Origin of the sequence: Bacillus mycoides (assembly GCF_001757995.1) — a bacterium.
GTDB classification, from domain to species: Bacteria; Bacillota; Bacilli; order Bacillales; family Bacillaceae_G; genus Bacillus_A; species Bacillus_A mycoides_B.
This window is the reverse complement of sequence record NZ_LXLV01000035.1, coordinates 1-14544: the sequence shown is the minus strand read 5'-3', so window position 1 is coordinate 14544 and position 14544 is coordinate 1. Positions and strand designations below refer to the sequence as shown.

At 31.8% G+C, this 14544-nt stretch carries 12 protein-coding genes, 1 pseudogene and 1 riboswitch; of the genes and pseudogenes, 10 read left to right on the top strand and 3 right to left on the bottom strand.

Features of this window, described 5'->3' with window-relative positions; all coding sequences use genetic code 11:
- Window positions 1-4: 4 nt before the first annotated feature.
- Window positions 5-160: a DUF1540 domain-containing protein gene (locus tag BWGOE10_RS13050; RefSeq protein WP_000046091.1), complete on the top strand. Its 156-nt coding sequence runs from the start codon at window positions 5-7 to the stop codon at window positions 158-160.
- 102 nt (window positions 161-262) lie between these two features.
- Here the strand turns inward: BWGOE10_RS13050 and BWGOE10_RS13045 are convergent, their stop codons facing one another.
- Window positions 263-760: a PadR family transcriptional regulator gene (locus BWGOE10_RS13045; protein ID WP_070143198.1), complete on the bottom strand. Its 498-nt coding sequence runs from the start codon at window positions 758-760 to the stop codon at window positions 263-265.
- A gap of 155 nt (window positions 761-915) precedes the next feature.
- Here BWGOE10_RS13045 and BWGOE10_RS13040 point away from each other — a divergent pair.
- The 5 genes and pseudogenes from BWGOE10_RS13040 to BWGOE10_RS13020 all read left to right on the top strand — a co-directional run bounded on the left by BWGOE10_RS13040 (window position 916) and on the right by BWGOE10_RS13020 (window position 8411).
- Window positions 916-2120: pseudogene (locus BWGOE10_RS13040) on the top strand (cytochrome P450).
- Between the two features lie 112 nt (window positions 2121-2232).
- The gene (locus tag BWGOE10_RS13035; RefSeq protein WP_070143196.1) at window positions 2233-2811 is read left to right on the top strand and encodes a cysteine dioxygenase family protein; all 579 of its coding nucleotides are present in this window, start codon (window positions 2233-2235) and stop codon (window positions 2809-2811) included.
- 177 nt (window positions 2812-2988) lie between these two features.
- Complete coding sequence (locus BWGOE10_RS13030) at window positions 2989-3840, top strand: Cof-type HAD-IIB family hydrolase (protein WP_070143194.1); 852 nt, start codon at window positions 2989-2991, stop codon at window positions 3838-3840.
- 472 nt (window positions 3841-4312) lie between these two features.
- A complete protein-coding gene (locus BWGOE10_RS13025; protein WP_070143193.1) occupies window positions 4313-6100 on the top strand; it encodes a PAS domain-containing sensor histidine kinase in 1788 nt (595 codons plus the stop codon).
- 184 nt (window positions 6101-6284) lie between these two features.
- On the top strand, window positions 6285-8411 hold the full coding sequence (locus BWGOE10_RS13020; protein ID WP_070143191.1) for a peptidoglycan D,D-transpeptidase FtsI family protein: 2127 nt from the start codon (window positions 6285-6287) through the stop codon (window positions 8409-8411).
- Window positions 8412-8834: 423 nt separating this feature from the next.
- On the opposite strand, the gene BWGOE10_RS13015 is transcribed toward BWGOE10_RS13020, so the two are convergent.
- Window positions 8835-9539: an aspartate/glutamate racemase family protein gene (locus BWGOE10_RS13015; RefSeq protein ID WP_081338130.1), complete on the bottom strand. Its 705-nt coding sequence runs from the start codon at window positions 9537-9539 to the stop codon at window positions 8835-8837.
- 150 nt (window positions 9540-9689) lie between these two features.
- Window positions 9690-9809, top strand: a riboswitch (SAM riboswitch).
- Between the two features lie 140 nt (window positions 9810-9949).
- Here BWGOE10_RS13015 and BWGOE10_RS13010 point away from each other — a divergent pair.
- The 4 genes from BWGOE10_RS13010 (at window position 9950) to BWGOE10_RS30010 (ending at window position 13235) form a co-directional block, all read left to right on the top strand.
- Entirely contained in the window at window positions 9950-10498 is a 549-nt protein-coding gene (locus tag BWGOE10_RS13010; RefSeq protein WP_070143187.1) for an ECF-type riboflavin transporter substrate-binding protein, read from the top strand.
- Between the two features lie 10 nt (window positions 10499-10508).
- On the top strand, window positions 10509-12209 hold the full coding sequence (locus tag BWGOE10_RS13005; RefSeq protein WP_070143185.1) for an ABC transporter ATP-binding protein: 1701 nt from the start codon (window positions 10509-10511) through the stop codon (window positions 12207-12209).
- Window positions 12202-13002: an energy-coupling factor transporter transmembrane component T family protein gene (locus BWGOE10_RS13000; RefSeq protein ID WP_070143183.1), complete on the top strand. Its 801-nt coding sequence runs from the start codon at window positions 12202-12204 to the stop codon at window positions 13000-13002. Before BWGOE10_RS13005 ends, BWGOE10_RS13000 begins: the two co-directional genes overlap by 8 nt.
- A gap of 134 nt (window positions 13003-13136) precedes the next feature.
- Entirely contained in the window at window positions 13137-13235 is a 99-nt protein-coding gene (locus tag BWGOE10_RS30010) for a YjcZ family sporulation protein (protein WP_016115012.1), read from the top strand.
- 103 nt (window positions 13236-13338) lie between these two features.
- Here the strand turns inward: BWGOE10_RS30010 and BWGOE10_RS12995 are convergent.
- Window positions 13339-14544, bottom strand: a 1206-nt coding sequence (locus tag BWGOE10_RS12995) for a sensor histidine kinase (RefSeq protein WP_070168348.1), incomplete at its 5' end; no start/stop codon positions are given.

Genomic DNA, 14544 nt, shown 5'->3' with positions numbered 1-14544 from the left:
TACTATGGCACAAGACGTTTTATGTGAAGTAAACAACTGTAAATTTTGGGCTAACGGTAATAAATGTAGTGCAGATGCAATTTATGTAGTAAGTCATAAAGGTAAACAAGCATCTACAACGGAAGAAACAGATTGTAAAACTTTCGATCCAGAAGTATAAATTTTTGAAGGGTAGCCAAATCGTGGTTGCCCTTTTATTAATACTAGTATTGATAATAAATCTCATTTTCATTCATTGTTTTTAACTTTTCTTGTTATTTTTTTATATTTTCTTCATGAGTGATGTAATCCAATGTAATTCATGTTCAATACGTGATTTACTAAATGCAATGACTTCATTAATAAAAGGTGAAGAAACATCTAGGGATTGAATAGCAGTAATTTGTTTATGTAGTACGTCTTGGCGTATATTCAAAATTTCTTTTCTAGCATCATAATCCAGTTTTTCAAATAGTGCGATACGCACAAGGAATTCAGCATTGTTTGTCGCAAGTTTTTCGGGAAATTCTCTTAACATTTCAGAAAAAATTTCTTCTCCTGTTTCTGTTATGTCGTACATATTTCGGTTTGGTTTTCCGACTTGTTTATGTACATTTTTCGTTATAGCCCCCATATTTTCAAAACGCCGAAGAGTGGGGTAAAGCATGTTATGATTTAATTCGAAATTCTCGCCTAACCGATTTTGAATATTTTTCTTTATTTCATAGCCATGTTTTGGCCCTGTCGTTAATTCTGCAAGTAATAAAATATCAACGTACATAAAAAGCCTCCCCATATATTTCTCAAGTTCTTATTTGTAAAGTTTCGCTTTATATATGTTAAACTAACATATGTTAAACTAACATATGTTAGTTTATACAACTTTGAACTGCCGACCTATCACTTTTATTGTAAAAGAAAAGGGAGGAAAGAACTATGGCTTCACCTGAAAATGTTATTTTAGTTCATGAAATTTCAAAGCTGAAAACAAAAGAAGAGTTGTGGAATCCGTATGGATGGTATCAATTTATGAGGGATGATCATCCGGTACATTATGATGAAGAGCAAGATGTATGGAATGTTTTTTTATACGATGATGTAAATCGAGTTTTATCAGATTATCGCTTATTTTCAAGTAGAAGGGAGCGGAGACAATTCTCAATCCCTCCTTTAGAAACTAGAATAAATATAAACTCTACAGATCCGCCAGAACACCGTAATTTACGTTCAATTGTTTCTAAAGCATTTACTCCAAGAAGTTTAGAACAGTGGAAACCTCGTATACAAGCTATTGCAGACGAACTTGTAAAAAATATAAAAAAGTATGATGAAGTTAATATTGTTAATCAATTTGCTGCACCTTTACCTGTGACCGTTATATCAGATCTATTGGGAGTACCTACTACAGACCGTAAACAAATTAAAGAATGGTCTGATATTTTATTTATGCCGTATAGTAAAGAAAAGTTTAATGATCTGGATGCCGAGAAAGGGATAGCATTAAATGAATTTAAAGCATATCTTTTACCGATCGTTCAAGAAAAAAGATATCATTTAACCGATGATATTATTTCAGATTTAATACGAGCTGAATATGAAGGCGAAAGATTAACCGATGAAGAAATTGTAACTTTTTCATTAGGTTTATTAGCGGCTGGTAATGAAACTACTACAAATTTAATTATTAATAGTTTTTATTGCTTTTTAGTGGACTCACCTGGAATTTATAAAGAATTAAGAGAAGAACCTAAATTAGTTGCAAAAGCGATTGAGGAAGTATTACGCTATCGCTTTCCTGTTACATTAGCTCGGAGGATTACAGAAGATACAAATATATTTGGACCTTTAATGAAAAAGGATCAGATGATTGTTGCGTGGGTTAGTGCAGCAAATTTAGATGAGAACACATTCTCATATGCTTCTAAGTATAATTTACACCGCATAGGAAATGAAAAACATTTAACCTTTGGTAAAGGTCCATAGGGGCACCGCTTGCACGTTTAGAAGCTGAGATTGCATTAAGTACCTTTATAAATGCTTTCGAAAAAATAGAGTTATCTCCATCTTTTAATTTAGAAACATGTATATTGGAAAATGAGCAAACCTTAAAATACTTACCTATTCGCTTAAAAACTCAATAAAACGTTCAACAAGGTACATTGTATTGTACCTTGTTTTTTATTTCTCAATTGTAAAATTTTAGTGTGTTTTATAGTATGGAGGTGTGTGAAAAAAGAGTAGAGGAGGATGCTTATGTTAACGTGCAATGGGAGTAAAACGTTTCAAACATTTATTAAAGCTGTAACTGATTTAATAGATGGTGATTTATTGGAAGAACAAATCGTGTGTGAAATTGAAACATTACTAGAAGAACTTTTAGAAAAGAAAACATGGCTTCCGTTAGATAAACAGAAGGCGAATTCGGCTCAATATGCACGACACTTACTGTATGAAGATCCGTTAAAACGTTTTGAAGTATTAGCTCTCGTATGGAAAGATGGACAATCTACACCATTACATGATCATGATGGCACATGGGGAGTAGAAGGCGTTTTTTCAGGAAAGATAATGGTGCAGAACTTTGTTCAAACGAAGCAGCTTGGAAATTCACTTTCTTATTTAACACATACAGGAAATCTTTATTTGGGAGAAGGCGAAACAGATAAAGTAATTCCACCAGCTGATTGTCATATTCTAGAAATAGCCAAAAATGAAAGCGTAATCACTATTCATATATACGGAAAACGTTTAGAAAAGTTTAAAGTATATATCCCAACAGAAGAAAAAAACGTATACATGTGTGAGACAAAATATATTAGTTATAATTCATAGCTTAAAATCCAAAGCTTTTCTTTAAAAAGAACAGCTTTGGATTTTATTTTTAATTATTTCTTGACCTGAAACGCTTTTCATAAATTATAAATAAGGAGTACTTCACGAGATTCGTATGAAAACGATACCTTTTATTTAATAAAAACTCGTGTATTTATAGAAAGTGGTGAAGAAATAATGAAATTAATCGCAATTGATTTAGATGGAACTCTCCTTTCAGGGAATAAAATGATTAGTAAAGAAAATGCAGAAGCAATTCGAAAATGTCAGGAAGCTGGCCATGTTGTAGCAATTTGTACAGGACGTTCTATTGTGGATATTGAACGACTATTGTTAGAAGTTGATTTAGAGTGTCCGATTATTGCGGAAAATGGTGCACTTATATATAAAGATAAAAAAATGATGAAGAGATATCCAATTCAAAATATGCAAGCACTTGAGATTGTAGAATATCTTGAAGAGAATGGCTTGTATTATCAGCTTTATACTAATAAAGGTGTGTATGTACCGGATTATGGAGTAGAGAGTGTACGTAATGAAATCGAGTATGTGAAGAATGCAAAAGAAAATTTCGATTTGAAAGAGTTAGAGACGATTGCTGCATTATATCTTGAGCATACAGCATTTCATAGTACAGAAAGTTGTAAACCAATTGTAGAAATGGATATACATGTGCATAAACTTTTACCGTTTTCTTATGACATAGAGAAATTAAAAAAATTAAAAGAAACGTTTCTGCATAATACCGATTTAGCAATTACATCTTCATATTGGCATAATTTAGAGATTAATCATCGAGATGCTCAAAAAGGAAATGGATTATATACTTTAGCAAAACATCTTAATATTCCAGTTGAAAACACTGTAGCAATAGGCGATGGCTTAAACGATGTTTCTATGATGGAGAAAGCAAATATATCAATTGCAATGGGGAATGCAGTTGAAGAAATAAAAGCGATGTGTCAATACGAAACGTTAACAAATGAAGAACATGGTGTCGCACATGCTTTATATAAATATGTGATGTAATAAAAAAAGAAAAAAAGAATCCAAATAGATTCTTTTTTTCTTTTTATTAGGGGTAAGGTATTCTATGAGATTCATAGAAGCCTTATTACACTTCATTATATAGAATATATTGGAATAAATGTTTATATTTTTCAAGTTAGTTGTGAAAATTTTGTGAACTTTATGTTTATTGTGTTTTTATACTGTTACTAGCGGCGCGTAAGACTCCCATATCAAAATTTGGTTAATGTAGGGAGGTTCGCGCGCTGTTTATATAATAACGATTTGTTTGGCTAATAATGTATGAGAGATAAATAATACTTACTGATTAAAGTTTCAGTTCATACGTATATTATTTTCTGCTTTTAATTGAAAAATAGAATTTGTTCGAATAATTATTCTACAGCTATATACCTAGGAGCACTTTCTTCGTATAATGAAGAAGTATGAATTTTGAATTTGTATAAATTTTACATATCGAGGTGAAAAAGGAATGAATGCGCGGCTAATGGAACTTATTGATGTGAGTACAATAGAAACCATGGCAGAACAATTTTATAAATTAACCAACATATCACATCAACTTCTTGATGCTGAAAACGAATGTATATTTTCATTTGGAATTAATGAAATGAAAGTATGTAAACTTCCCAAAATTGAAATCCCCCTTTTCTTATACAATCAATATTTAGGATCTTTTGTTGTATGGTCCAAAAGAAGCGAAATTTTCAATTGCCAAAAATATTTTGAAATGCTTTCTAACCTCATTATAGGTGGGGTGAAAAAAGTAGTTCAAAGTAAAAATACATCGTTACTTTCTCGAAAAGAGGAAGAATTACATACGATCTTACAAAATATGCCTGTTATGGTTGATGCGCTTGACTATAATGGAGATTTTGTTTTGTGGAATCGAGAATGCGAGATTGTAACAGGTTATACTGCTGAAGAAATAATTGGGAACCCAAACGCTCTTCGATTACTGTATCCTGACCATAATTATCGCCATCAAATACAAAATAAATTTTTAACTCGTGGAAAAAATTTTAGAGATTGGGAAATGCGTTTAACATGTAAAAATGGTGAAATTAAAACGATAATGTGGTCCAATATATCAGAGCAGTTTCCTGTAAAAGGATTTAGTTACTGGGCTGTTGGGGTAGATATTACACATTTAAAAGCGATAGAAGAGCAATTAAAACAACAAACCTCTGAATTAGAATTAATTTTTAAAGCTTTACCAGATTTATGTTTTTTAACAGAAGATGATGGGACAATTATAGATTATAAAGCAGGATCCCCTACAAAATTTTACGTACCCGCAGAAGCTTTTATGGGAAAAAAGTTTTACGAAATATTACCGTCTCCAGTAGCACAGCAATTTCAAGAAGCAATTCGCCAATTAAAAGAAGAAGGAAAGAATGTAATTGTAGAATATCCTTTAACACTTAATGGAAGCATCGATTTCTTTGAAGCTAGATGTTTACCATTATTACAAGATAAAATTATGATTATTGTACGTGATATTACAGAGCGGAAAAAAGCAGAAGAATTGCTAAGTAAATCTGATACCCTTGCTGCAATTGGACAATTAGCAGCTGGTGTAGCACACGAAGTGAGGAACCCGTTAACTGTAATAAAAGGATTTATTCAACTATTCCAAATCAACAAAGAAGATCAAGAAAAATACTTTGACCTTATGCTTTCTGAAATTGAGAGAATTGAAGCGATACTTCAAGAGTTTTTATCGATTGCTAAAACAGATGAAATCCCAACTGAAAAGAATAACATTTATCAAGTATTTAAAAATGTTGTGTCTTTAATTAACACAAAAGCAATTATGACGAATATTCAAGTTGAGTTATTTGTAGATTCCAATGAACCTATTATTGAATGCTCTGAAAATCAATTGAAACAAGTATTTATTAATATTTTGCAAAATTCAATCGAGGCAATGCCAGATGGTGGGAAAATTTCTATTCACATGAAAGAAATGAATGAAGATGGAGTAATTATAGATGTAGTCGACGAAGGAATAGGAATACCCAAGGAAAGAATAAAAAGGTTGGGTGAACCTTTTTATAGTACGAAAGAAAAAGGTACTGGAATAGGATTGATGTTAAGTTACAAAATTATCGAAAGTCATCAAGGAACCATTAGTATTAAGAGTGATGTTGGTGTTGGGACAACGGTAACTATTTTTTTACCAAAAATTCAAAGTGAAAAATCTAAATCCAAGAGTAAGGATAGATGTGTAACGCTACGTTCTATTGCTAACTCTTAATAAATTTAATATGCGATAAGAAAGGGCTTAGTTAACTAAGCCCTTTCTTATCGCATATTTTTATATTTAATTTAGTAAACTTTACCTTTTCTTAACTATTTTTTAAATTTCTATTAAGTTTTAAACATTATATTAATATTTATATAATATAATAAAAGTTTAGTTGGAAGGAGATTATTACGAGGTGAAAAAGAAAAAAGAGAAAAGCGGTAGAGCGCTACCTATACGATTAAATATTTTATTCTTTTGTGTGTTTTTATTATTTTCTGGAATTATAATACAGTTAGGTAAAGTGCAAATTTTCGATGGAGAAACATATAAAAACGAAGTAGAAAAAAGAGAGAATGCAACTGTTAGTCTTACAGTACCACGCGGTAAAATTTATGACCGTGAGGGTAATCCAGTTGTTGACAATAAGTCTTTACGTACGATTACATATACAAAGGTGAAAGGTGTAAAAGCGGAAGAAATGTTAAAAACTGCAAGACAACTTGCAGAAAGAATTGAAATGCCGCAAGAAGATATTGATAAGTTAACTGAGACTGATAAAAAAGATTTTTGGATGCAATTAAATCCAAAAATTACTCAAAATTTAGTATCTAAAAAAGAAATAGATAAGTTTAGAGAAAAGGATATTACCGGAAAAGAGCTAGACAAAAAAATAGAAGAGTTAAAAAGAAAGCGTGTTACAGATGAAAATCTTCAAGAATTAACAGCAAAAGATATAGAAGTGTTAGCTATTAAAAGTAAAATGTCTTCAGGTTATCAAATGGCACCTCAAATTATTAAAAAAGATGTTAGTGAAAAAGAATATACTGTGATTAGTGAAAATTTAGCAAATCTCCCAGGTGTAGACGCATCCGTTGATTGGGAAAGGCTCTATGTAAATGATGGCTTATTCCGTTCAGTCCTTGGAAATGTTTCGAATACTGATGAAGGACTACCACGTGAACGATTAGATTATTATTTAGTGCGTGAGTATAGCCGGAATGATCGGGTCGGGAAAAGTTACATCGAGCAGCAATACGAAGATGTGCTTCATGGCACGAAAAAAGAAGTAAGAAGTATTGCTGATAAACAAGGTAATACAATTAGAACAGAAACAGTTTCTGAGGGGAAAAGCGGTAAGAATTTAACTTTAACAATAGATATGGAATTACAGAAAAAAGTAGAAGAGAGCATAGAAAAAATATTAAAGACCTATAAAGGTTCAGAATCGATGTTGGACCGTGCTTTCGTTGTAATGATAAATCCGAAAAATGGTCAAGTATTATCAATGGCAGGGAAAAAGTTAGTAGAAAAAGACGGGAAAACAGAAGTTGAAGATTATGCTTTAGGTACGATGACAAGTTCATATGAGCTTGGATCAACTGTTAAAGGTGCGACAATATTGACTGGTTTCGAAACGAAAGCTATAACACCAGGTACTTACTTTTATGATGCGCCTATGAAATTTAAAGGAACTAAGGAGAAGAAGTCTTGGAAAGATTTCGGGAATATTGATGATCTAAGAGCTTTACAAGTTTCTTCTAACGTTTATATGTTTAATACAGCATTAAAAATTGCAGGTGTGGATTATGTTAGAAATAGTTCACTAGATATTAAACAAGAATATTTTGATAAAATGAGATATTATTTCAGGCAATTTGGTTTAGGTGTTCCAACGGGTATTGATTTACCGAATGAAACAGCTGGACAAATCGGGAGAAAAGATAATCAACCGGGATTTTTATTAGATTTTTCTATTGGCCAGTACGATACGTATACACCACTTCAGCTTGCACAGTACATTTCTACTATTGCAAATGGTGGTTATCGTATGAAACCGCAAATTATTCAAGAGATTAGAGAACAAACTGTGCAAAAAGATGAAATCGGTAAAGTCGTACATTCATTAGAACCAGTTGTTTTAAATAGAGTGGATATGAAAGAAGATTATATAAATCAAGTAAAAGAAGGGTTTAGAAGAGTTTTCCAAGAAGGAGATGGAACGGGAGTAAGGGCGTTCCAAAAAGTACCATATAAACCAGCTGGTAAAACGGGGACAGCACAGACAGTATATGGTGGAGAAAGTGACATAGGTAGAAATGATAAAGGTGAACGTATGAAATGTTATAATTTAACATTAGCAGGATATGCGCCATATGACGATCCAGAAGTAGCATTTTCTGTTGTTGTGCCATGGGTTATAAATGATAAGTCGGGTATTAACTCTGATATTGGGAAAGATGTTTTAGATGCTTATTTTGAATTGAAAAATAAGCGATTAAATGGCGAGGCTACAAAAGTAGATAATCCAAAAGAGGATTAGAAAATATGAAACGTCTCTAGTATTTCAATGGACTAGAGACGTTTTTAAATACCCCCCGTACTTATTGATGAATCAAATCTGATAGGTAAAGTAGAAAAAATTTATTATCCATTTGATCAACTGAAAAGAATAAAGTAATTTAGTTCAAGAGTATTCTATTAAGTATTCACCTTTTATATATAAATGCATATATTGATAGCATAGGACAAGCAAAAAAGCTTGTACCTTACCTCACTGAACACTCCTTATCACAGCTGAGCATCTACTTTTGTAGATGCCTTTTTTATGTTAATGCTTGATAATTATTTATCTCGCTATTTTGGACAATAAAACTCCCAGCTCAAAATTCGGTGAATGTGAGGAAGTTAAGTGGGAAATCAATTGCTTGTAAAGCCCAATGGGTATGGACAAAACCGCCGTTGATTAAAGTTTCACTGTTAAATTGTTATCCGCAAATTGTACAGCTGTATTCGCATGTATATAAGCGGTATCAAAAACAGGAACCGATAGATCACTTTGTGAAATGAGCAAAGGAATTTCTGTACAGCCAAGTAGTATTCCTTCAGCACCATTTTTAATTAATGTATTTGTGATTTGTAATAGCCTTTCTTTTGATGTTTCTGAAATAATTCCTCTACTGAGTTCTTGTAAAATGACATGATGGATGAAAGTTCTATCTTCTTTATTTGGGATAATCGTCTCAATGTTGTAATTTGCTAGTCTTGATTTATAGAAGTCTTGTTCCATCGTTTGTTTTGTTCCTAAAAGTCCGATACGATTAATATTATATTCTATCACTTTTTTAGCACTTACATCTCCAATATGGAGGAGTGGTATTGATATTGCCTTTTCTACTTCCTCAGCAAATAGATGTACAGTATTAGAACACATTAGTAAACATTCAGCTCCAGAGTTTTCTACCTTTTTGGCTACTGTGACTAATTCATTTTTCACTTCTTCATATTGATGATTTTGTAATAATGTAGTTACCTCACCAAAGTCCATGCTATATAAAACAAGCTTCGCATTTTGATCATATTGAGAGAGAGTTAGTGTATTAATATGTTTATAGTATAACGATGTTGATTCCCAACTTAGTCCGCCAATTAAGCCAATTACTTTCATCATGCATTCCTCCCGTAGTAATTTTGAATTCATTATTTCGTAATTCCGATAAGAATACAATGATTTAAACGAGCTATTTATCGAAAAATAAAAATAGTAAGAAAAGTATTGAAATTAATTGTTGTTAATGCCATAATACAGATTACAAATACATACTTATCCAGAGAGGTAGAGGGAACGGCCCTATGAAACCTCAGCAACCCCTATGTAATTTACACATAGGAAGGTGCTAATTCCGCGGAGGACATTTATATGTCTTTTGAAAGATAAGAGGATTCTTGTACGTGAAAGAAAATGGCCTCTTAATTTAAGGGGTCATTTTTTGTTGTATAGAAAGGACGTGTCGATGCATAATTCATTTTCAAAACAAATATAGAGTATTAAAAGCTGAATAATACGAGAGGGGAATTGTAATGAACAAATTAACGACAAAACTAGTAGTAGCAATCGGAATTGGAGCAGCTTTATACGGAGTATTAGGGCTTTGGGGATTTTCTATCGCACCCAATACATTTATTAAACCAGCATTGGTTATATTAACAGTTTTTGGTGCGTTATTCGGTCCAGTAGCAGGACTATTAATAGGACTCATCGGTCATACAGTTACAGATACAATCGCTGGATGGGGTATTTGGTGGGGATGGGTGTTTAGTTCAGGGATTATCGGTTTTGCAATGGGGCTCATACAAAAAAAATCTAGTTTCAGTGTAAAAAATGGAAGGTATAATAACCGTGATATTTCTTATTTTGCAATTGCGGGGTTATTCGGTATTGTAATTGCCATTATATTTGCAGGGGCATTCGATGTTATTGTGATGGGAGAACCGTTCGATAAAATCGTTATACAAGTACTAGGAGCAACCATTGCAGACGTTATCGTATTTTTAGTTCTTGGCTTACCAATCACAATCGGTTTAGCTAAAGCGAATAAGAAACATGCACATTTAAAAATTGAAAAGTAGGGATGTATACATGCAACCAATTATTTCTTTTGAGCAATTTACCTTTCAATATGGGCATGCCACGCAGCCTACTTTAAAAGATATTACATTTCAAATATATCCTGGGGAAAAAGTGCTAATAGCTGGACGAAGTGGTTCAGGGAAGTCAACATTAGCTCATTGTATAAATGGGCCAATCCCATTTTCTTATGAAGGGATAAGTACTGGTAACATTTTAATAGCTGGAAAGGATCCGAGAGAAGGCAGTATTTTTGAACAGAGTAAACATGTAGGAACAATATTACAAGATCAAGATTCGCAATTTATTGGCCTTACCGTAGAAGAAGATGTAGCATTTTTATTAGAAAATGAATGTGTAAATCAAAAAGAAATGAAAAGAATTGTTACTGACTCTTTAAAAAAGGTACATATGCAGGATTTCCATGCACAAAGTCCTCATGAATTGTCAGGAGGTCAAAAACAGACAGTTTCTCTTGCAGGGCTCCTAACGGTAAATGCAGATATATTATTATTTGATGAACCATTAGCTAACTTAGATCCTGCAAGCAGTTTGAATACTATAAATCTTATTAAAGATATACATGAGAAATATAATAAAACAATTATAATTATTGAACATCGAATAGAAGAAATTTTAAATCTTGATGTGGATAAAATTATTTTGATCGATGAGGGAGAAATTATTGCAATTGATTCACCGGATAAAATTTTAGCGTCTAATATATTACCAAATATCGGGCTAAGAGAACCTATTTATATAGAGGCATTAAAGAAATTAAATTTTGACAATGAGAGTGTTGCGATATTCCCAATTGAAAACCTTCATAATAACCGCATTCATAGCCTAATAAAGAACTGGATGCAGAAACAAGTTTCAATTAAAAACACGCATAAAAAAAGAGCAGTATGTCAAATAGAAAACTTATCGTTTTCGTACCATAACAAACATACAGTATTAGAAGATATTAACCTTTCAATAGGCGAAGGTGAAATTGTAGCACTTCTCGGTCATAACGGAGCAGGTAAATCGACATTAGCTCATAGTCTTATAGGTATAAATAAAACAAAGAATGGGAGAATTATGTTCAATGGAGAGAATATAAATTCTTGGTCTATTCGTAAACGCGGGGAAGTTATTTCATATGTTATGCAAAACCCAAATCAAATGATTACACAACGTACTGTTTTAGAAGAGGTATCATTCACATTAAAATTAAAAAAGGTTTCTAAAGAAGAAATTAACAGTAGAGTGGAAGATGTTTTGAAAATTTGTGGATTATACCCATTTCGTAATTGGCCAATTCAGGCTTTAAGTTACGGGCAAAAAAAGAGATTAACTATTGCTTCTGTACTTACAACAAACCCAAAACTTATTATATTAGATGAGCCGACTGCTGGACAAGATTATTATCATTACAAACAATTTATGTCGTTTATAAGAAAACTGGCTGAAAAAGGAATATCCTTTATTTTTATTACACACGATATGAATCTTGCTTTAGAATACGCAAATCGAGCGGTAGTTTTGCATGAAGGGAAAATTATAGCGGACAATACTGTATCCACTGTATTTTGGGATCAAGGAACGTTACAAAGAGCGAATCTACGGGAGATTTCATTAATAAAGCTTGCGAAACTAAGCGGAATTTCATCTCCGGAAATGTTTGTGAAACTTTATATAGAGGTTAATAGGAGGGAGGAGTATGCATAATACGTATTTTCATCGTATGGATGGTGCAATTAAATTATCTTTATTTATATTTTGTATGACCCTTACTTTTTTATTTTTTGATTTTCGTATATTGCTAATTTTATTTATTATTGGATGTATCGGCCTCTTAATTGCAAAAATTCAGTTACGTAAAATTATTGTTGTTTTCAGCGTTATATTTACATTTAGTTTATTAAACTCTGTTATGATTCTTTTTATTACGCCAACACATGGATCAGAATTAACAGGAACATACACATCTTTTTTTCATATAGGTTATGCAACAATTACATACGAAACATTATTTTTTGCCGCTACACTTTCATTAAAATATTTTACGTTATTACCATTTACACTTCTTTTTATTTATACAACTCATCCAAGTGAATTTGTCAGTAGTTTAAATAAATTTGCTATTCATTACAAAATTACATATGCAATAAATATTGCACTGCGTTATATACCAAACATTCAATCTGAATATATAATCATTAAACATGCACAGGAAGCAAGAGGTGCGCCTTTTGAAAAAGGAGAAGCGAGCTTGTGGATTCGTATGAAAAACCGTGTTTTAATTTTTTGGCCACTTATTATTCATTCTTTAGAAAGAATCGATACAGTTTCAAATGCAATGGATTTAAGAGGATTTGGAAAGAAAGACAAACGTACGTGGTACTATGCAAAGGACGCACAAAAAGAGGATTACATCACACTTTTTGTTGGTATTATTATTTTGATTATTGCAGTGTACTTAAAACTGAATGTATTCCAAAGCTTTTGGTACCCATTTTAAAGCACTCTCAATAGAGTGCTTTTACTAATTTTATGCGGACATGCTCAAAAAAAGGGGATGCACATACTGTATAATACGAACCAGTTAAAATGATCAACTACCTATTAGTTTTCAAACCAAAAGGAGGAGAAAATATGAGTTTCGGTGGTTCTTGTGGTTTTGGTGGAGGTTTCGCTTTATTAGTTGTATTATTTATTTTATTAATAATCGTTGGATGCAGCTGTTGGGGCTGAGGATACTAATTTCTAATTAGTCTTTACAAAATGTAAACTTAAAAAACATAGTAGGTACTTTTTGTATCGTAATAAATGAAAAAGGAGCTTAATAGCTCCTTTTTCATTTATTATACGAAATCTCCTCATTACTGCATTTAGGTAATGTGATAGTTAAAGTAGTTCCTTTATTTATAACACTTCGAATTTTCAATGTACCTCGCATCGTTTCGATAATTTTTACAGCAACCATTGTTCCTAAACCAGTACCTTTCGTTTTTGTACTAAAATATGGTTCGCCAAATCGATTAATTTGCTCTTGCGACATTCCAATTCCACTATCTTGAATCCTTATTATGACCTTATTATTACTAACAGTTGTAGAAATAATTAGATTACCGCCACTTGGCATTGCTTCTATACTGTTTTTTATTAAATTTAAAAAACATTGATGGAAGTGCTGTGTATTACCAATAATTATTCCCTCAGAGAACTCTTGTGTAATATTAATATTATTCATATTACATAAAGGCAATATCATATTAATAACTCGATGTAACTCATGCTCCACTGAAATACAATCTAATTTTTCTGAAGCTGGTTTGGCAAAAGTTAAGTAATCATCAATAATTGCCTGTGCACGATTTAATTCTTCAAGTATATGTTCAATATATTCATCTCTGGATTGTTGAGTTATATTGGGCGTTTTTAAAAGTTGTGTAAATCCTTTTACAACAGTCAATGGGTTCCTTACTTCATGTGAAATACTTGCAGCGAGTTGGCTGACAATCTCCATCTTTTCAACTTTTATTAATTTTGATCGCATGAATGTTGCATCTTTTAAAACTTCATTAAAATAGATCATAAATAATATTAAAATAGTTGGTAATAGAATGAAATAAATAATGTACAAATTATTCACTTCAAAATCTGATAGAGTTAAAACAATTACTGTTGTAAATATTGCAAGGAAAAAAGTTAAAAACATAGATGAAGCTACTTTCATTTTCCGATTGTATATTTTAAATTTTGATGTTGCGAATGCTGTTATTATTAACATCGTTCCATAAACAATGATTGTTAACAGGCTAAAACCATAAAACATAAAACGTGTAATTAATAAAATCATGAGTAATGCAATACCGACAGGAAATCCACCATAAAGTGTACCAATTAAAAAGGGGATTTGTCTTAAATCGTGAATACAATTTTCATCCATATAGATGGGGTACCGCATACATAAAATTAGTGGGATGCTCGTACAAAGAATGATAAGTAGTTTCTTATATTTCTTCCTAAAGTATCCACTATCATAAATAAAATAAAAAAC